Below are 18,861 nucleotides of genomic sequence, written 5' to 3' on the forward strand. Positions count from 1 at the left end.
CCCCTACAGCGAGCCCACCGGCTTGAACTCGTACGGCCCGTCGTCGTCTTCGTCCTGGCGACGGCGGGCCGGAGCCGCCTTGGCGGTCAGGCCGGCGAACACCCCGTCCACATCGACCAGGGCGGCGACCTCGTCGGCGACGTGCTGGCCGTGCCGGCCTTCGATGTCCTCCAGGCCCGTGCGCAACGCCGTGGTGGCGGCGCTCCTGGCCCGGTCCTGCAACGCGCTTGCCAGCTCCTCCGGCGTTTCGCCGGCACCCCGCCTCGAGTCGGTCATGCCCCCAGCCTAGGCGGAACGGGCCGGGTTTCAGTCCATTTTGCGGAGACCGTCGAGGATCCGGTGCATCAGCTCGTTGTCCGGCGCCGCGAACGCCAGCCGGGGCACCAGCACGCGGCCCGAAGGTGAGCGAGGCGGCGGGAACGTGCGGGGCAGCCGCCACGGCAGCCGGTCCGGTGAGGAGTCGCGATCCGGCTGCTCCGGGATCGGCAGCGTCGGCAGCGCGATCGTCCCCGCCTCGGCCAGCTGCCGCGAGGCCTGCTCGAAGCGGAGGCGGGCCTGGATGCCGGCCACCGTCCAGTCCGGCTCCGGGTCGGGTGCGGCCGGGGCGCCGCGCGGCCGCCGGCGTTCGAGCGTGACCGCCCAGGCCGCGGCGGCGAGCGCCGGGAGCAAGAGGCCGGCGACGATGGCGAGGCCGGGCAGGTCGACGGCCATCACGTGGCCCCGGCGACGGGTAGCAGCATGGCGTTCACTTCCGGACTTGCGGTTCTTCCGAAGCATGGCCGACACCTGGGTATTCGACGTGAACGAATGTTTCGCGGACCCCGGAGCTCCATCATGAACGACGGGCAACGCTCCCGCAAGCGGCCGAACGAAGGTGGCCCGTCCGGCGGCTGAACTGCTGGTCAGAGCCCGTTTTGGGGTAGCCTGAACGAGCCCCTCACCTGGTAGTACGGACACCGGCGGCGTCCGGTTCACTTTCTTTTTGTACGGCTCGTGTACACCGCCGCGGCAAACTCCCCGAATGCGCATTTCGACCTGGCTCGTGGCCGCCACGCTGGCGCTCACCGGACTCGCCCCCGCGTCCCCCGCCGTCGCCGCGGACGGCAACCCGCTCGAGAAGACGAACGGCTTCTACGTCGACCCGGACTCGAACCCGGCGACCTGGGTCCGTGACCACCCGGGTGACAGCCTGGCCGGCCCGATCAGGACGGCCATTGCGACCAAGCCCGGCGCCCGCTGGTTCGGCAACTGGAGCGGCGACGTCCGCGCGGCGGTCGACACGTTCACCTACGCCGCCGACGTCGCCGACAAGCTGCCGGTCCTGGTCGCCTACAACATCCCCGGCCGCGACTGCGGCGGCGACTCGAGCGGCGGCGCGGGCAGCCCCGAGGCCTACCGCCAGTGGATCTCCGCGTTCGCCGACGGCATCGGCGGCAAACCCGCGATCGTGATCATCGAGCCGGACGCGCTCGCCCAGCTCGACTGCCTCCCCGACGCCGCCCGCACGACCCGCACCGAGCTCCTGAAGTACGCCGCGACCCAGTTCGCCGAGAAGGCGCCCAACACGTGGGCGTACCTGGATGGCGGCAACGCCACGTGGATCCCCGCGTCGACGATGGCCACCCGGCTGAAGTCGGCGGGTGTGCAGTCGATCCACGGGTTCGTGCTCAACGCGTCCAACTTCTACACGACGGCCGAGTCGACGACGTACGGCAAGGCGGTGGACACGGCGCTGGGTTACGCGGCGCCGTTCGTGGTGGACAGCAGCCGCAACGGCAACGGCCACGGTGACGACAAGGAGTGGTGCAACCCGCCGCAGCGCAAGCTGGGCGCGCCGTCCCAGCTCGGCGGCGGCCCGGAGATGCAGCTGTGGATCAAGGTCCCCGGCGACTCCGACGGCACCTGCGGGTACGGCCAGGACGTCCCGGCGGGCACGTTCAGCCCGGCCCTGGCCCAGCACCTCATCAAGGGCGACTGACCGCTTGAGACTCAGCCGAGCGAGCAGGACTTCGCCAGTTCCGCCGGGGTCGCGCCGGCGGGACGGGCGATCGTCGCCGAGGCCGGCGGGCGCACGCCGCGCAGCCAGCCGCCGAGGGCGTCGAACGCCGTCCGGAAGCACGGGCCCAGCGGGCGCAGCCGGTCCGGGTACTGGTCGACCAGCCCGTCGACGTGGTTCCCGCCGACCACCCGGTAGTACCGGTGCAGGTCGCCACGGCCGGCCGAAGTGATCATCCGGTCATAGACGTCGGAGTCGCGGGTGATCGGCAGGAGTGTGTCGAGTGTGCCGTGCAACGTCAGCAGCGGCTTGCCGATCCGGCCGGTCAGCGAGATCCGCTCCACCGCCCGGGCCACCGACGAAGGCCGCGACGCGTAGTCATAGTCCGCGTCACACGACGGCGTTCCCGAAGCGCAGAAAGGAGTTCCGCCCTCGAGCGAACCGTCGAACGAAGGATCCACCTCCTCGCGGTAGATCCGCTGGGTCAGGTCCCAGTAGACGCGGTAGTGGTAGTCCCACAGGAACTCCGACCCCGGCGCGAACCCGGCGTCCAAAATGGACTGGTGCGCCTCGGCCGAACCTGCGGCGTAGGCCGGATACGCCCGCATGGCCGGCGGCAGGAACGTGAACAAGTTCGGCCCATCGGCACGCCACAGCGTTCCCTCCCAGTCGACGCCGCCGTCGTAGAGCCACGGCCGGTTCTCCAGCTGCCACCGCACGAGGTAACCGCCGTTCGACAGCCCGGCCGCCAGCGTCCGCGCCGGCGGGCGTCCGTAGTGCCGCGTCAGCGCGCCGCGCGCGGCCAGTGTCAGCTGCGTGACGCGGGTGTTCCACTCCGCCAGCGCGTCCCCCGGCCGGACGCCGTCGGTGAAGAACGCCGCGCCGGTGTTGCCCTTGTCGGTCGCGGCGAACGCGTACCCCTCGGCCAGCGCCTGGTCGCCGATCGCGCGGTCGTTGGCGTACTGCCGCCGGGTCCCCGGCGAGCCGGAGACGACGAGCCCGCCGTTCCAGCGGTCCGGCATCCGCAGCACGAACTGGGCGTCGTGGTTCCAGCCGTGGTTGGTGTTCGACGTCGACGTGTCCGGGAAGTAGCCGTCGACCTGCACCCCGGGGACCCGGCCGGGCACCGGCAGCCCTGCCGACGTCAGGCCTGCCCAGTCGGCCTCGACGGTGTGTCCCGACACGAGCGTGCCGGTGGTCGTCAGGTCGTCGAGGCACACGGCGACGGACTTCGACGCGCCGGGCACCGCCACCCGGCAGTGCCCGGCCGAAGCCGACGCCGATGCGGGCACCGCTGTCGCGAGCGCTCCCGCCAGAACCACAGCCAGCCAACTCCGCACGGTCCACCTCCGGTCTTGGTGGGAAGGAACTCAAGCGGGTGCGCGCCGCCGGAGCCATCCCGCCGGCCACCATGAATTCCCGCCCCGATGTGGTGGACGGCCACATGGTCTGAACCGCGACACCGACTTAACGTCGTCGGAAACCCTCTCAACGACGAGAAGGACTCCCATGCGCAAATTCGCCTTCGCCGGACTCGCCGCGATCACCGCCGCCGTGCTCACCACCGCCGGGATGGCCTCGGCCGCCGATCCGCCCGCGGCGTCCCTGGTCCAGGTCTCCTCGTTCGGGGCCAACCCGGGTGCGCTGGCGATGTACACCTACACCCCGGCCGGGCTCGAGACCGGCCGCCCGGTGGTCGTCGCCCTGCACGGCTGCACGCAGAGCGCGGCCGACTACTACGCCCACTCCGGCTGGCCGGCGCTGGCCGACCGGTGGCGGTTCGAGGTGGTGTTCCCCCAGCAGTCGACCGCGAACAACTCGCTGAAGTGCTTCAACTGGTTCTCCACCGCCGACGACACCCGCGGCAACGGCGAGGCCGCGTCCGTCAAGTCCATGGTGGACAAGGCGATTGCCGATCACGGCTCCGACCGCTCGCGGGTGTTCGTCACCGGGCTCTCCGCCGGCGGCGGGATGACCGCCGACCTGCTGGCCGCGTACCCGGACGTCTTCGCGGGCGGTGGCATCAACGCCGGGCTGCCCGCGCAGTGCGCCACGAGCGTCACGCAGGCGACGAACTGCCAGCAGAACAACCAGAACCTGACCCCGGCGCAGTGGGCGGCGAAGGTCAAGGCGCAGTACCCCGGCTACACCGGCGCGTGGCCGCGCGTCGCGATCTGGCAGGGCACCGGCGACTACACCGTCTACCCGGTCAACGGCACCGAGCTGCGCGACCAGTGGACCGCGGTGCACGGCCTCTCGCAGACGCCGTCGAGCACGCAGAACCTGCCCGGCGGCACGACGTTGACGACCTACGGCGACCAGGTGCAGCTGTACTCGATCGCCGGCATGGGGCACGGCACCGCGGTCGACCCCGGCACCGGCGCGACGCAGTGCGGCAGCACCGGCGCGTACTTCCTCGCCGGGATCTGCTCCAGCTACTACACCGGCGTGTTCTTCGGGCTGGACAAGGGATCGGGGACGACGACCACACCGCCGACCACCACCACCACCACCACCACGACGACGTCCACCCCGCCGTCGGGCGCCTGCGTCAACGCCAGCAACTACGCCCACACCCAGGCGGGCCGCGCGCACCAGAGCAGCGGCCAGACCTACGCCAACGGCTCCAACCAGGCGATGGGGCTGTGGAACACCTTCACCACGCACGCGCTGCGTGAGACGTCCACGGGCTACTGGGTGCTCGCCGACGGGCAGTGCTGACTCACAGGAAGATCGGCATCGGGTTGAGGTCTTCGTAGGCGGTCGGCTCGGCCAGGCGGCCGAGCCGCACCGGCACGTCGTAGAGCCGGCCGGGCGCGAACCGCGCCCAGAACCCGCGCATCCCCGGCACGATCACCTTGACCACCGGCAGGCCGATGTCCGGGCGCGTCTGGTCGAGCAGGAACACCTCGAGCCCCGCGTGTTCGAGCTTCTCCTGCACCGCTCGGACGTCCGCCAGCAGGTCGGGCGAGTACACGTAGTCGTGGGCGGGCGCCGGGAGCGCCGGGTCGGGCAGCAGGTGCGGCTGGTCCGCCACCGTCGCCTCCGCCAGCCAGCGCACCGCGTCCGGGTCGTCGCCGTGCCCGCCGCCGAGGACGGCGGGCATCATTTGGTTCAGCTCGGTCAGCGCGCGCCGTAGGGCGACGGCCGGGTCGAGGTGCGCGCCGAACCCCAGCATGATCTCTTCGCTCGGCCCGCCGGTGCGCCGCGACAACGCGACCACCACGGGCACCCCGATGTCGGACGTCACGTCCAGCGCCCACACTTCGCGCCCCAGCCCGGCGTACACCTCGTGCAGTTCGGCGAGCCACGGGTCGCCGGCCGCGTCCAGGTCGATGCCCGGCTGCCGGGTGCGGTTGTACCACCACAGCGCGACGGCGTCACGTTCGACGATCTCCAGCATCCCTTGCAGCGCCGCGCCTTCCAGGGTGCTGCCCGCGGCGTTGCCGTTGGAGTCGGCGAACACCGACGCCGGCCCCGGCGCGCCGAAGTACAGCAGCGCGGTGGGGAACAGCCGGTGCTCGCCGCGGGTGAGCGACCACACCGGCGTCCAGTCCAGCACGGCGTTGTCGTCGAACTTCTCGCAGACGAACTGGAGCGGCCCGTGGTGGTTGTTGGTGCGTGCCCGGTCCGCGAACTGGCGCTCGTGGAACAGCTGACAGGTGTCGGGGTGCACCGCCTTGTCCCCCAGCGACCGGAATTCGGCACGCACGCGCTCCTCGTCACCGTCGAAATAACCGCTGTGGCGTTCGAGGGCCTCACAAAGCGCGCTCACCTCGGCCTGCACCGGCGTGACACCCTTGCCGCCGTTCTCGCTCCGCAACGCCGAGCGCAGCCGCTCGGCGCCGCGCCGCCCCAGCACGACGTTCGGGCCGGAACGGAAAGCGTTGAAGAAGACCGGCCCACGCGGGTCGCGGCGCAGTTCCTTGACCACGCCGCTGACCGGGCTGACCAGGTGCCGGTAGGTCTCGAGCACCTGCTCGGGCGGCACCGCGCGGTGCCCGCCCCCGGCGGTGTCGGCCTTGGCCCGGGCCTGGAGCGTCACGGGCCGGCGGGTTCGCTCGCGCACCAGGCCGGGGTCTCCGCAGGACCCGCATTGCGGGCGGGCGCGCACTTCGTGCCGTTCACCGGTCAGGTCGCGGCTGTCGAACGTCCACAGTGCACGCTGGCCCGGGTGCCGCCGGCCGGCCAGCCACTTGACCGCCTCCAGGGCGACCAGGTTCAGCGCGACGGCGGTCAGCGGCGTGAGCGCCACCTCCGGGCGCGGGAGCGGGCCGGGCAGCCCGAGCGTGTCGCGCACGTGGGCCTCGGCGGGCCGGTTGCCCCACAGGCGCGTGGCGAGGCAGTGCCAGCACGGGCCGTCACCCGGGGTGAAGAACGGGCCGATCCACAGCCGCGCGCCGACCGGCTTGGCCGGCAGCCACGGCCGGCCGGTGGCGCGGTGCTCGGCGTCCACTTCGGACAGATGCGGGTCGAGGTAGTCCTTGCACAGCACGACGGACAGGTCGGCCGCTTCGGCGGCGCCGACCACGGTGAGGCCGGCCGCGCGCAAGGTGTCGGCCGCCCCGGCGTCGGCGCCGATCAGCGCGACCCGGCAGCCCGTGACGTCGGCGTCACCGTCGGCGCCCACGGCGTCCCAGTAAGCCAGCGCCGCCCGGTCCGCGTCGGGCGCGGCGACCGGCCGCAGGCCGATCACCTCGGCCTCGGCGAGCCGGTTCAGCACTCCGGAAGCCTGCTCGGCGGGCACGTCCTCGGGCAGCTCACGGCGCAGCGCGGCCAGGTCCCGGGTCCCGTCGAGCAGCGGGGCCAGCGCTTCGACGTGCGGGCCGGTCAGCGCGGCCGTGCCGTCTTCGGACAGCACGTACACCGCGTCGCCGGGCACCACGACGGCACGCAGGTGGCGTTTGAAGCCGACCCGCGGCTGCGCCGGATCGGTCACTCGGCGATCGTGGTCACCGCACCCGGCCCGACCGGCTCGAAGCTCTCGGCCCGGCAGATGGACATCACCACCGGCGGCGGTTCCAGCACACACGGGCTGACCGAGGGCAGCACCGGCCGTTCAGCCCGGCAGATGGACGCCTTCACGTCGGCCGAAGCGGGAATCGACCGGCCGTCGAGCTGGTCGATCACCAGCCCGGGCACCTCGACCGGCTCGACTCCGAACGCCGCGCCGAGCGCGTTCTTGAACTCGTTCACGAATCTGCCCTCAATGTCGACGATTCTCCAATGCTAAGCGTGGCCGAGATACTTCCCGGCCACCAGGGCCGATCAGGGGAAGCCGGTCATTTCCGACGCTTCTCGCGTGCTGTTTCGCACCGTCGCCGTCCACTCCGCGTCCCGGACCGCCCCTCGTTCGCCCAGCGCGATCAACGCGCAGTCACGGCCCTGCGCGAAGAGCGACTGGGTGATCGTGGTGAACCCGGCGCGGCCCGCGTCCGGGTCGTCGTCCCACCCGGCGACCGCGACGTCGCCGGGAACGTGCAGGCCACGGCGGTGCGCAGCGTCGAGAACGGCGAAGGCGAGCTGGTCGCTCATGGCGACGACGGCGTCCGCATTGCAGGTCTCGAAGAGCACGTCGGCCATGGCCGCGGCCTCTTCGCGGTCGTTGCGGGCGACCACCGCGACCGGCAGCCCGCGCGGATCGCGGCCCGCGTCCCGGCAATGGTCGTAAATGCCGAGAAGGCGTTCACGCGTGACCGGAAACACCACGCCGGCGGGGTCGGGACCGGTTTCGAGCCGCGGCCGGCGGTCGCGATCGAAGGGAAAAGCGAGCACGGCCGGCCGCCGCGCGCCCGGAAAAGTGTGGGCGGCCAGCTCGCGGGCGGACGCGCGGTTGTCGATCGTGACCACCCGGGCCCCGGGCACGGCGGGGCCGCCGTGGACGGCGACGGGCTTGCCCAGCCCGGTCACCACGGCGAGCACCGGGTCGGTGTCGACGGTCGTCCAGACGATGTACCCGTCGACGGAAGCCGACCGCACCCGCTCGACGTCGTCGGCCGCCCCGGTGGTCGGGATCAGGTTCAGCCCGCTCCCGCGCTCGCGGCAGACCTCGGCGACCCCGGCCAGGAAGCGCCGGGCCTGCGGATCTTCGAAGGCGTACGCGAGGTGTTCGCCCAGCACGACGCCGATCGCGCCGTTGTGCCGGCGGCGCAGCGACCGTGCGGTCGGGTCCGGCCCGCGGTAGCCCAGCTCGGCGGCGGCTTCGCGGACCCGGCGCAGGGTGTCCGGGGCGACCCGGTCCGGCTGGTTGTAGCAGTACGACACGGTCATCGCCGAGACGCCGCAGCGGCGCGCGACGTCGGCCATCGTGACGCGCGCGGGACTGGACATGGGCCCACCTTAGCTGTGTATCGTTAAACAATGCTCGTCGTGCCCCGCACCGGAGTCGCGCTCGGCGCGTTGAGCCTCGCCTGCTTCGCCTCCGTGACCTCGGAAAACCTGCCCGTGGCGCTGCTGCCCCAGCTCGCGGCCGGGCTGGACGTCGCGGAGTCGTCGGTCGGCCTGCTGATGACCGGGTACGCGGTGGTCGTCGCGGTCTCGGTGGTGCCGCTGGTCGCGTGGACGGCGCGCCACGACCGCCGGACGACGGCACTGGTCACGATCCTGCTGGTCGTCGGGTCCAACCTGCTGCTGGCCGTCGCGCCGAACTACGGCGTCGCGGTGGCCGCCCGGCTGGTCGCGGCGCTGGGCCACGGCGTGTTCTGGGCGGTCGTCGCGGCGATGGCCGCCCGGTTGCTCGGGCCCGGCCGCGGTGGCCGGGCCACGGCGGTGGTCTTCGCCGGGAACTCGCTGGCCTTCCTCTTCGGGCTCCCGCTGAGCTCGTGGCTCGGCGCGACGCTCGGCTGGCGGCTCGCGGTCCTCGTCGTGGCGGGGGTCGCGGCGCTGGCGGCCCTGGGCATCCGCGTCACGGTCGGCCCGACTCCGCCTCTCGAGCCGCCCGCGCGGGGTTCCGTCCGGCGCGTCGTCACCGACCGCGCGCTGCGGCCGGTGAACCTGACGACGCTGCTCGTGGTGACTGGCCACTTCGCGGCCTTCACCTACATCACGGCGATCATCGCGGACTACGTCCACCTTACCGGCTCGGCGACGTCGACGCTGCTCTTCGCCCACGGCCTGGCGGGGCTGGCCGGCCTGGTCCTGATCGGCCGCCACGTCGACGGGCGGCCGCAGGCCACGGCGTTGGTGACCACCGGCGGCCTCGCCGTGTGCATGCTCGTGCTGCTCGTCGCGGGCCCGGGCGTCCTGGCCGGCGGCGCGGTGGTGCTCTGGGCGGCGCCGGCCGCGGGGATCGGCGTGGTGCTGCAGGCCGCGGTGCTGCGGGTCGCGACCACCCAGCCGGACCTCGCGTCGGCGGTGTACATCGTGGCGTTCCAGATCGGGATCGCGCTGGGGGCCGCACTCGGCGGCTTCAGCCTCGACCACGGCGCGCTCCCGCTCACGGTGGTGATCGCGGCGGGATGCGGGCTGGCCGCGAGTGTGGTCGTGCGCCGGTCGAAGGCGTTCAAGCCCGGCTCGGCGCGCTGAGAGGGAAGCGCGATGCACCCAATGTGGCGTTGGGTGCGTTGGACGCACCCAATGTGGCGTTCGGTGCATCCCGGCAGCGCCCCAAGGCGGCCTTCGTTGCGTCCCACGCACCCAAAGCGGCCTTGGGTGCGTTGCCGCCGGGCTCAAGCGTCGCGCAGGCGGTGCAGCCGCAGCGCCAGCTGGATCTCCAGGGCCCGGTCCGGCACCTGCCAGTCCTCCCCCAGCAGCGACGCCACCCGCTCCAGCCGCTGCACCACCGTGTTCACGTGGACGTGCAGCACGTCCTTCGTGCGCGCGAGCTGCGAACCGTTCGCGAAGTACGCCCGCAGCGTCGCCGCCAGCTCCGTGCCGCGGCGCTCGTCGTAGTCGAGGACCGGGCCCAGCGTCTGCCGGACGAACGCGCCGAGGTCCGCGTGCGCGCCGAGCAGCTGGCCGAGGAATCCCAGCCCGGCCATCGCCGCGCCTTCGCCGGTGCGGCCGAGCGCGAGCAGCGCCCGGACGCAGCGGGCGGCTTCCGCGTGCGCCTCCGCGATCGCCGACGGCCCGCTCGCCGGACCGGCGGCGCCCACCGTGACCGGGCGGCCGGTGGCCGAGCCGAGGTCGGCCGCCACCCGGCGGGCCAGCTCGTCCGGGTCGCCCGCGCCGAGCAGGACGACCTCCTCCGCGTGCACCCCGACCAGCGTCGCGTGCCGGGCGGCCGCGCTCGCCACCCGGCGGCGCGATCCGCCGTCCGCGTGCGCGACGAGCACCGCGTGCGGCGCGGACAGGTCGATGCCCAGCCGGCGGCCGCGGGCCAGCAGCGCGCGGGGGTTGCGGTCGGGCGCGGTGAGCAGGTCGGTCAGCAGCTCGCCGCGGACCTCGTCCTCGGCGCGCACCACCGACCGCCGGAGCATCAGCAGCAACGCCGTCACGACGCCGGCGCGTTCGAACAGCCGCCGGTCGGGGTCGGTGAGCCCGGCGCGGCCGGCCAGCACCAGGCTGCCGAGCAGCTCCGGGCCTGCCTGCACCGCGCAGACCCAGCTGTCCTTTGTGGACACCGCGCGCCCGGTGGCGCGGGCCGCGGCGAGCGCGTCCGGGTCGATCGGGGCCGGTGCCGCCGAACTCGCCAGCAGCGTGCCGTCCGGGTCGTACACCGTGAGGTCGCCGTGCAGCACGCCGGCGACCGCGGCCGCGACGTCCGGCAGGTCGCCGCCGCGCAGCACGAGGTCGGTCAGCCGGTCGTGCGCGTCCTCGGCGCGTTCCATCGCCTCGTTCTGCGCGCGGATCGTCGCGTTGGCCTCGTTGAGCTCGCCGACGGCGCGGCGCGTCTGGTCGAGGAGGTTCGCGCTGTCCAAGGCGATCGCCGCGTGGTCGGCCAGCGACGACAGCAGCGCCACCTCGTCCGCGCTGAACTCCCGCGCCGCACGATCGGACGCGAACAGCACGCCCAGCACCTTCGGGCCGATCGCGAGGGGCACCCCGAGGATCGCGGTCAGGCCTTCGTCCTTGACGCCGGAGTCGATGTGCCGCGTGTGCCGGAACCGGTCGTCGTGGAAGTAGTCCGACGTCGCGTACGGCCGCGCGGTCTGCGCGACCAGCCCGCCGAGGCCCTCGCCCATGCCCAGCACGATCTGCTGGAACTCCGCCGACACCGACCCGTCGCTGACCCGGACGTAGGTCTTGTTCTCGGCCTCGTTGTTGAGCGAAAGGTAGGAGACGTCGACCCCGAGCAGCGCCCGCGCCCGCCGGACGATCGAGCGCAGCACGGTGTCCGGATCGGACAGTGCGGCGAGCTCGCTCGCGGTGTCGAACAGCGCGACGAGCTGGGCCTCGCGCCGCCGGTGCTCGGCGAGCGTCTCGCGGATCCGCAGCGCCAGCTCACCCGCGCTGGCCAGCGCGCCCAGGTCGGCCGGGCCGAGGGCGCCCTCGGCCCGGGCCGCCACGACGACGTGCGCCAGCTGCTCGCTGCTCGCCCCGGAGGCGAGCAGGTCGAGCAGCCGGCGCAACGCGTCGGTGGGTGCGGTCACGGCCGTCATGCTAGGGCGAAACGGCCGCCGTCTCCGCCTCGACACTGTCGTCGTGCAGCGACTGGCCGCGCGTCTCCCGGGCGGCGAGCAGCGCGATCACCGTGATCAGGCACATCGCCGCGACGTACAGCGACACCGGCACGGTGCTGCCCCAGGCCGAGAACAGCGCGACGGCGATCAGCGGGGCGACGGCCCCGGCGGCGATCGACGACAGCTGGCCGCCGACCGAGAGACCGGTGTAGCGCACCCGGGTCGGGAACTGCTCGGCGAAGAAGGCGGCCTGCGGGCCGTACATCGCGCCGTGCAGCACCAGCCCAACGGTCGTGGCCAGCACGATCACCGCCGACGACTTCGTGTCCAACAGCGCGAAGAACGCGAAGCCCCACAACGCCATCCCGACCGCGCCGAACAGGTACACCGGACGCCGGCCGACCCGGTCGGACAGCGCGCCCCACAGCGGGATCGTCACGAAGTGCACGGCCGAGCCGATGAGCACCGCGCTCAGCCCGACGCCCTTCGACAGGTGCAGCCCGGTCGTGACGTACACCAGGATGAACGCCGTCAGCACGTAGTAAGAGACGTTTTCGGCCATCCGGGCGCCGATCGTGACGAGCACCTGGCGCCAGCTGTTGCGGAACACCTCGACGACCGGGACGTGCTTCTCGACGCGCGATTCGGCCTGGCGCTGCGCGGCCAGGAACACCGGCGACTCGGCGACGGCCAGCCGGATCCACAGCCCGATCAGCAGCAGCACCCCGGAGAGCAGGAACGGTACCCGCCAGCCCCAGGACATGAACGTCGCGTCGGACTGCGTCGCGGACAGGATCGCCAGCACGGCAGTGGCGAGGAGATTGCCGCCCGGCGCGCCGCACTGCGGCCAGCTCGCCCAGAAGCCGCGGCGGCGGTCGTCACCGTGCTCGGAGACGATCAGGACCGCACCACCCCATTCCCCGCCGAGCGCGAAGCCCTGGACGAGGCGAAGCAGCGTCAGCAGGATCGGAGCCGCGACGCCCGCACTCGCGTACGTCGGCAGCACGCCCATCAGGCAGGTCGAGCCGCCCATCAGCACCAGGCTGACGATCAGGAGCTTCTTGCGGCCCAGCCGGTCGCCGTAGTGGCCGAAGACGAGACCGCCGATCGGCCGGGCGAGGAACCCGACGGCGTAGGTCAGGAACGCCAGCAGCGTGCCGGTGAGCGGATTCGCCGTCGGGAAGAACAGCTTGTTGAACACCAGCGCGGCGGCCGAGGTGTAGAGGAAGAAGTCGTACCACTCGATGGTGGTGCCGATCAGGCTCGCGCCGACGATCTTGGCGATCGCCGATCGGTTCGGTTGACTCACTGCGGGCTCCACTTCCTTGTGGTGTCAGGGTTTCGAGCGGCTTTACGCGGCGGTCCAGCCGCCGTCGAGCGGGATGGACGCCCCGGTGACGTGGCCGGCGTGCGGCGAGCACAGCCACGTCACCAGAGAAGCGACGTCGTCGGCTTCGATGAGCTTCTTGATCGCGGCGCGCCTGAGGAGGACCTCGGCGACGACGTCCTCACGCGGGATGCCGTGCTCGGCCGCCTGCGCGTCGATCTGGCCGTCGACCAGCGGGGTCCGGACGTACCCGGGGTTCACGCAGTTGCTGGTGACCCCGTGTTCGGCGCCTTCGAGCGCGGCGACCTTGGAGAGGCCTTCGAGACCGTGCTTCGCGGCGACGTACGCGGCCTTGTAGGCGGAGGCGCGCAGCCCGTGGACGCTCGACATGTTGACGATCCGCCCCCAGCCCCGGGCGTACATCGACGGCAGCGTGTGACGGATGAGCAGGAAGGGCGCGGTGACCATCAGCGCCTGGATGCGGGTGAAGGCATCGGGCGGGAAGTCCTGGAGCGGGGCCACGTGCTGGATCCCGGCGTTGTTGACCAGGACGTCGACCTCGGTGGGGAGGTGGCCGATCGCCGCGGGGTCGGTGAGGTCGGCGGCGTGCGCCCAGCCCCCGACCTCGGTGGCGGCGGCTTCGGCGCGCTCGGCGTCCACGTCGACGACGTGCACCTTGGCCCCGGCCGCCGCGAGGGCCCGGACGCAGGCCAGGCCGATACCGCCGGCCCCGCCGGTGACGAGGGCGGTGCGCCCGTCCAGATCGCTGGTCATGGACGGGAACGGTAAGCGTGACCCGCGTCGCGAGCTATGTGCGCGAGGGCTACAAGTTCCGAAGATCCAGTGGCCGCGGAGCACATAGGTCGGCGAGGAAGGCGTCCCACGATCGGGTGGAGATGATGAGGGTGCCGCCCGCGCGGTCCTTGGCGTCGCGGATTTGCGACACGGCGCCGAGCGCCACTTCCACGCAGTTGTCCTTGCCTGAATAGCGGGAAGTCCGCCACTCACTCATCCGAGCCTCCGAGGTCGGCGATCACCTCCCCGATGAACACGCGGCTGTCGTGTTCACTCAGGGCCAGCGCCGCCAAGGTTTTGGCAGCCGCCCGGTAGTCGGCGACCTGATCTTCAGCGTAGAGGTAGGCGCTCGCCCGGTACTGCTCCACGAACACGATCGGCGGCAGCTGCTCGAAGTCGAGGATCGCGAACGGTCCGCACAGTCCCGGATGGCAGCTCGGGCTGCCGCGAAGAACCCGCAGAGAGATGTTCGGCCGCCGCGACAGTTCGGCCAGCAGCCGGAGCTGCTCGATCATGAACGAAGGTTCGATGAACCCCGGCCGCAGCGCGGCCTCGCCCACGATCGCCTCGAAGGGAACCGGCTGCGGTCCGGTGAGCAGGCCCCGCCGCGCCTGCCGGGCCACGGCCCGCCGCTCGACCATCTCGCCGGGCACACCGAGACCGGTCAGCACGACCCGCGTGTAGGCGTGCGTCTGCAACAGCCCGGGAACCAGCACCGGCTCCCACCCGAACAACTCGCTCGCCTCGCGCTCGTACTGCACGTAGGTCAGGTTCTTGCGTCCCGGCATCACCTTCTCCAGCCAGCTCGGCTCCGCCGCCGTGCGCGCCAGCTCGAGCAACCGGGCGCGCTCCCCCGGCTCCACGACGAGCACCCCCATCACGAGCGCCACCTGCTCCACCCGCGGCACCCGCTTCGCGTACTCCCAGTTCGACACCTCCTGCGCATGCACCCCGACCAGCTTCGCCAGCTGCCGCACGCCGACGTCCTTGTCCTCCCGGCACTTGCGCAGCCCGAAGCCGAGCGCTCTCGCCCGGGGTGTCGCGAAGGGTGTCGCCATGACCGCATTCTGTCACCGGGGTCCGACAGTTCCGCCGGCCCGGCGACCGCCCCCGTCGCGAATTCGCGACACCCTCACCGCTCCTTGAGCACCGCCAGGTAGTGCACGTTCGTCATGACACCCAGGACGTTGCCGAACGGGTCGACGACCGACGCCGTCACGAACCCGGGCCCGCGCTCGGTGATCGGCTCGTGTTCCTTCGCACCGAGTTCCTGCAGCCGGGCGACCGTTGCTTCCAGGTTGTCCACGTGCCAGTAGACGATCTCGCCGCTCGCGCCGCCCATGCTCGCGGGCACGTACTTTCTGTCGATCAGCCCGAGCTCGTGCTGGTAGTCGCCGATCCGGAACTCGGCGTAGCCCGGGCGGTGGAAGTACGGCTCGACGCCGAGGAACTCGGTGTACCAGGCCTGCGCGGCCGCGTGGTCGTCGGCGAAGTACGAGACGGTGGCCATTCCTCGCAGCATGTCTGCTCCTCTTCATCGGGTGTGCAGCCATCATGCGGGGTAAAAGTGCGCACCGACTGAGCACTTTGTTTGCGACACTTCCCCCATGCGCGCCGATCGCCTCGTGGCCACCCTCCTGTTGATGCAGACCCGCGGCCGCGTCACCGCGGGCGAGCTCGCCGCGGAGCTCGAGATCTCCGTCGCGACGGCCCGCCGTGACCTCGAAGCGCTCTCGGCCGCCGGGGTGCCCGTTTACCCGCAGCCGGGCCGGGGTGGCGGCTGGCAGCTCGTCGGCGGCGCCCGGACCGATCTCTCCGGACTGAGCGCGCGGGAAGCGCAAGCGCTCTTCCTCCTCGCCGGCCCGGCCGCGGCCGCCGCACCGGAGGTCAAGTCCGCGCTGCGCAAGCTCATGGGCGCGCTGCCCGGCACGTTCCGGGCGGACGCCGAGGCCGCGGCGGACGCGGTGGTCGTCGACCAGGCGGGCTGGGGCGAACGTCCGAAGGAGCGGCCGCCGATGGTCGAGGCGCTGCGGGACGCCGTCATCGCGCGCCGGAAGGTCCGGCTGACCTACGCCGGCCGGGAGAAGTCGGAACGGCTCGTCGACCCGTGGGGCCTGGTCGACAAGGACGACGTCTGGTACCTCGTCGCGGGCACGGAGAAGGGGCGCCGCACGTTCCGCGTCGACCGGATCATCACGGCCGTCCCGACCGAGGAGACCGCCGACCGGCCATCGGGCCTGGAGCTGGCCAAGGTGTGGGACGAGGTCGTCGAGGAGATGGAGAAGCGCCGTTCACTCCTCACGGCGCACGTCGTACTGGGCCGCCGCTACTTCGGCGTGCTGCGCGACCGGTTCGGCCGGCACTGCGAGATGGTCACCGAACTGCCGGGTGACCGCGTCCGCGCCCGGGTCGCCGCGCCGGCGCCGATCATGATCGCGCAGGAGCTGGCGGGCTGGGGTGCGCTCGTCGAGGTCGAAGGTCCGGAGTCCGTCAAAGCCGAACTCGCCCGCCTGGGTGCCGAACTGGTTGCCCGTTATGCCTGATTATCTACTCAATGTCGGATCAGATCCAGGCGTTCATCATTCGAGACGACGCACGTCAGAAGCCCGTCCGAACCGACTTCGCGAGCTTCGATCCGCGGCCATTTTCCCGCTATGCTCGGTAAACGGCGTTAAGGTATCCATAGTGGACAGTGGGACTACCTACTACGAGTGTCCGTTACTCTCCGGTATATCGCCGTTCGGAGTATCCGGGATCACCCGTTTGCTGCTAATGTGACGCGTCCGTGACCTGAACGTGTGTTCGGTGACACCTGCGGTGAGGGCTGACGATGCGTGACGATGTGGTCGAGGCGAGTGCCGTGGTCGGACACACGCCGGACGTGGTGTGGCAGATCGTCGGATCGCCGGAGTGGTATTCGCGATTCGTGCCGGAGATCAGCTGGTGCGAGATCCAGGAGCCGCCTTCGCGCGGACGGGGGCCGAAGGGCCTGATCCGGATCGTCCCCGAGCGCGGGCCGATGCTGGAGACGCAGATGCAGGCCGTCGTGTACCGGCCGGGCGAGCACGTCGTGTGGTGCGGCGTCCCCGACGAGGGCACCTGGGTCTCCCTGGAGCTGAGACCGCTGGCCGGCGGCAAGACCGAGCTGTTCGTCCGGATGATGCTGCCGCCGTCGCACCTGGACCTGGTGTCGTCGGTGAAGAAGGACCTCCGTGCCCTCGCCCGGCGCCTCGACCTGCACCTGGCGGGCAAGCCCGATCCCGAGGCCGACACCGACGGCAACAAGGCGACCAAGCTGCGCACCACCAGCATCCTGGTGCGCGCCGGCGTGGTGAGCCCCGCCCGGCCGGACCGGCTGGCCCGCCAGCTGAGTTCGATCGCGCAGTGGGGTGCCACCGTCGCGGGCGGCTACCAGGCTGCCGCGAGCCGCGTGCCCGACCAGACCGCCCTGCACGACGAGCGCAACCTCCGCACCTTCCGCCAGGTCAAGGAGCGCAGCGACCGGCTCGCCAACGCGCTGACCGACCTCGGTGTCGGCGAGCGCGACCGGATCGCGCTCATGTGCCGCAACCACTCCGCGATGGTCGAGTCGTTCGTCGCCGCCAGCAAGCTCGGCTGCGACGTCATCCTGCTGAACACCGGGCTGTCGCCGTCGTCGGTGAAGGACGTGCTGGCCGAGCACGAGCCGGCCGCCGTCCTGGCCGACGACGAGTTCGCGCAGACCATCGCGAACGTGCCGGGCGACTTCGCGCGCATCAGCACCTGGCCGGACGCCGAGACCGGCTACCCGACCGTCGACGAGCTGATCCAGGCCGCGCCCGCCGACCCGCCCAAGCCGGCGGAGCGGCCGGGCCGGCTGGTCGTGCTCACCTCCGGCACCAGCGGGACGCCGAAGGGCGCCCGCCGCCCGACCCCGAAGGGTCTCGGCGCGGCCGCGTCGATCCTCGACCGCATCCCGCTGCGCTCCGGTGACAACATCCTGGTGGCGGCACCGCTGTTCCACAGCTGGGGCCTGGCCGCGATGCAGATCGGGATGGCGCTGCGCGCGTCGCTCGCGCTGATCCGCAAGTTCGACGCCGAAGAGACGTTGCGGACGATCGCCGAGCAGAAGTGCGACGCGCTGTTCGTCGTGCCGATCATGCTGCAGCGGATCATGGACCTGCCCGAGCGGGTCCGCGCGCGGTACGACCTGTCGTCGCTGCGGATCGTCGCGAGTAGCGGCTCGGCGATGTCCGGGACGTTCGTCACGCAGTTCATGGACACCTTCGGCGACGTCCTCTACAACTTCTACGGCTCGACCGAGGTCTCCTGGGCCAGCATCGCCGACCCGGGTGACCTGCGTGCCGCGCCGACCACGGCCGGCCGCTGCCCGCTCGGCACGCGCGTCGCGATCCTCGACGAGGACCGCAAGCCGGTCCCGCCCGGCGGCGAGGGCCAGATCTTCGTCGGCAACGACATGCTGTTCGACGGCTACACGAACGGCACCGACCCGGCCCGCGCGGCGGACCTGATGGCCACCGGCGACGTCGGCTACCTCGACGCGGCGAACCGGCTGTTCGTCACCGGCCGCGCCGACGAGATGATCGTTTCCGGCGGCGAGAACGTCTTCCCGCGCCCGGTCGAGGAAGCCCTGGTGGCCCTGCCCGGCGTCCACGACGCGGCGGTGGTCGGCGTGGCGGACGCGGAGTGGGGCCAGCGCCTGGCGGCGTACGTCGTGCCGCGGCGAGGGGCGTCGCTGCACGCCGAGGACATCCGGGCGTACATCCACCAGCGCCTGGCCCGCTTCGCCGTGCCGCGCGACGTGTACTTCGTGCCGGACCTCCCGCGCAACGCGACGGGCAAGATCCTCAAGCGCCTGCTGCACGACGACACCTGGCCGGCGACCACCGACTACTGATGCCGGAGCACACGGCCGACGGCCGTCACATCATCGTCGACGGCCGCCGGTGGCGGGCGACGGATCCGGAGATCCCGGACGAGGTCCGGGATCGGCTGCAGAAGCACCTGATGGCGGCGCGGCGCGTGCAGGATCGCGCGCGGACGCAGACGGCGAAGGTCGCGCTCGGAGAGCGCGGGGAGCCTTGGTGGGAGCAGACTTCCGAGCAACGCCGGGCGCGGTGGGAAAGCGGGCTCGCCGAGCTTGACGGCTGACCTATCGGACTCGCGGCCTCCTACGGAGCCGG

Annotated in this window: 18 protein-coding genes; 6 read left to right on the forward strand and 12 right to left on the reverse strand. The window is 72.1% G+C overall.

Annotated features, from left to right (window positions below; translation table 11 throughout):
- Positions 1 to 3 precede the first annotated feature (3 nt).
- Together ACIA5G_RS35185 and ACIA5G_RS35190 are read right to left on the reverse strand one after the other, a co-directional pair.
- Entirely contained in the window at positions 4 to 276 is a 273-nt protein-coding gene (locus ACIA5G_RS35185; RefSeq protein WP_395931168.1) for a hypothetical protein, read from the reverse strand.
- 30 nt (positions 277 to 306) lie between these two features.
- The gene (locus tag ACIA5G_RS35190; protein WP_395931170.1) at positions 307 to 777 is read right to left on the reverse strand and encodes a hypothetical protein; all 471 of its coding nucleotides are present in this window, start codon (positions 775 to 777) and stop codon (positions 307 to 309) included.
- 244 nt (positions 778 to 1,021) lie between these two features.
- Here ACIA5G_RS35190 and ACIA5G_RS35195 point away from each other — a divergent pair, with 244 nt between their 5' ends.
- Positions 1,022 to 1,978: a glycoside hydrolase family 6 protein gene (locus tag ACIA5G_RS35195; RefSeq protein ID WP_395931172.1), complete on the forward strand. Its 957-nt coding sequence runs from the start codon at positions 1,022 to 1,024 to the stop codon at positions 1,976 to 1,978.
- Positions 1,979 to 1,989: 11 nt separating this feature from the next.
- Here the strand turns inward: ACIA5G_RS35195 and ACIA5G_RS35200 are convergent, their stop codons facing one another.
- Positions 1,990 to 3,318 (reverse strand): 3-hydroxybutyrate oligomer hydrolase family protein, encoded by a 1,329-nt coding sequence (locus ACIA5G_RS35200; RefSeq protein WP_395931354.1) that lies wholly within the window; start codon positions 3,316 to 3,318, stop codon positions 1,990 to 1,992.
- A gap of 187 nt (positions 3,319 to 3,505) precedes the next feature.
- Here ACIA5G_RS35200 and ACIA5G_RS35205 point away from each other — a divergent pair, with 187 nt between their 5' ends.
- On the forward strand, positions 3,506 to 4,717 hold the full coding sequence (locus ACIA5G_RS35205) for an alpha/beta hydrolase family esterase (RefSeq protein ID WP_395931174.1): 1,212 nt from the start codon (positions 3,506 to 3,508) through the stop codon (positions 4,715 to 4,717).
- Position 4,718: 1 nt separating this feature from the next.
- Here ACIA5G_RS35205 and ACIA5G_RS35210 read toward each other — a convergent pair whose 3' ends face one another.
- The 3 genes from ACIA5G_RS35210 to ACIA5G_RS35220 form a co-directional block, all read right to left on the reverse strand.
- Complete coding sequence (locus ACIA5G_RS35210; RefSeq protein WP_395931176.1) at positions 4,719 to 6,935, reverse strand: TOMM precursor leader peptide-binding protein; 2,217 nt, start codon at positions 6,933 to 6,935, stop codon at positions 4,719 to 4,721.
- Complete coding sequence (locus ACIA5G_RS35215) at positions 6,932 to 7,192, reverse strand: hypothetical protein (protein WP_395931178.1); 261 nt, start codon at positions 7,190 to 7,192, stop codon at positions 6,932 to 6,934. The genes ACIA5G_RS35210 and ACIA5G_RS35215 overlap by 4 nt, the downstream gene beginning before the upstream one ends.
- Before the next feature lie 72 nt (positions 7,193 to 7,264).
- The gene (locus tag ACIA5G_RS35220) at positions 7,265 to 8,326 is read right to left on the reverse strand and encodes a LacI family DNA-binding transcriptional regulator (protein ID WP_395931180.1); all 1,062 of its coding nucleotides are present in this window, start codon (positions 8,324 to 8,326) and stop codon (positions 7,265 to 7,267) included.
- Between the two features lie 30 nt (positions 8,327 to 8,356).
- Between ACIA5G_RS35220 and ACIA5G_RS35225 the strand changes: the two genes are divergently transcribed.
- On the forward strand, positions 8,357 to 9,520 hold the full coding sequence (locus tag ACIA5G_RS35225; RefSeq protein WP_395931182.1) for an MFS transporter: 1,164 nt from the start codon (positions 8,357 to 8,359) through the stop codon (positions 9,518 to 9,520).
- Between the two features lie 143 nt (positions 9,521 to 9,663).
- On the opposite strand, the gene ACIA5G_RS35230 is transcribed toward ACIA5G_RS35225, so the two are convergent.
- The 6 genes from ACIA5G_RS35230 to ACIA5G_RS35255 form a co-directional block, all read right to left on the reverse strand.
- Positions 9,664 to 11,535, reverse strand: a complete 1,872-nt coding sequence (locus ACIA5G_RS35230; RefSeq protein ID WP_395931184.1) for a helix-turn-helix domain-containing protein — start codon at positions 11,533 to 11,535, stop codon at positions 9,664 to 9,666.
- Between the two features lies 1 nt (position 11,536).
- Entirely contained in the window at positions 11,537 to 12,865 is a 1,329-nt protein-coding gene (locus tag ACIA5G_RS35235) for an MFS transporter (RefSeq protein WP_395931186.1), read from the reverse strand.
- Positions 12,866 to 12,907: 42 nt separating this feature from the next.
- Positions 12,908 to 13,657: a 3-hydroxybutyrate dehydrogenase gene (locus tag ACIA5G_RS35240; RefSeq protein ID WP_395931188.1), complete on the reverse strand. Its 750-nt coding sequence runs from the start codon at positions 13,655 to 13,657 to the stop codon at positions 12,908 to 12,910.
- A gap of 49 nt (positions 13,658 to 13,706) precedes the next feature.
- Positions 13,707 to 13,895 (reverse strand): DUF397 domain-containing protein, encoded by a 189-nt coding sequence (locus ACIA5G_RS35245; protein WP_395931190.1) that lies wholly within the window; start codon positions 13,893 to 13,895, stop codon positions 13,707 to 13,709.
- Complete coding sequence (locus ACIA5G_RS35250) at positions 13,888 to 14,736, reverse strand: helix-turn-helix transcriptional regulator (protein WP_395931192.1); 849 nt, start codon at positions 14,734 to 14,736, stop codon at positions 13,888 to 13,890. The genes ACIA5G_RS35245 and ACIA5G_RS35250 overlap by 8 nt, the downstream gene beginning before the upstream one ends.
- Before the next feature lie 74 nt (positions 14,737 to 14,810).
- Complete coding sequence (locus tag ACIA5G_RS35255) at positions 14,811 to 15,200, reverse strand: VOC family protein (RefSeq protein ID WP_395931194.1); 390 nt, start codon at positions 15,198 to 15,200, stop codon at positions 14,811 to 14,813.
- Between the two features lie 85 nt (positions 15,201 to 15,285).
- On the opposite strand from ACIA5G_RS35255, the gene ACIA5G_RS35260 reads away from it, so the two are divergent.
- The 3 genes from ACIA5G_RS35260 to ACIA5G_RS35270 all read left to right on the forward strand — a co-directional run bounded on the left by ACIA5G_RS35260 (position 15,286) and on the right by ACIA5G_RS35270 (position 18,829).
- Positions 15,286 to 16,221, forward strand: a complete 936-nt coding sequence (locus ACIA5G_RS35260) for a helix-turn-helix transcriptional regulator (RefSeq protein WP_395931196.1) — start codon at positions 15,286 to 15,288, stop codon at positions 16,219 to 16,221.
- Positions 16,222 to 16,508: 287 nt separating this feature from the next.
- Complete coding sequence (locus ACIA5G_RS35265; protein WP_395931198.1) at positions 16,509 to 18,575, forward strand: AMP-binding protein; 2,067 nt, start codon at positions 16,509 to 16,511, stop codon at positions 18,573 to 18,575.
- Positions 18,575 to 18,829 carry a hypothetical protein gene (locus ACIA5G_RS35270; RefSeq protein ID WP_395931200.1) on the forward strand — a complete coding sequence of 85 codons (255 nt, stop codon included), beginning with the start codon at positions 18,575 to 18,577 and terminating at the stop codon, positions 18,827 to 18,829. Before ACIA5G_RS35265 ends, ACIA5G_RS35270 begins: the two co-directional genes overlap by 1 nt.
- Positions 18,830 to 18,861 lie beyond the last annotated feature (32 nt).

The sequence above is a fragment of the Amycolatopsis sp. NPDC051758 genome, from assembly GCF_044453095.1.
GTDB lineage: Bacteria > Actinomycetota > Actinomycetes > Mycobacteriales > Pseudonocardiaceae > Amycolatopsis.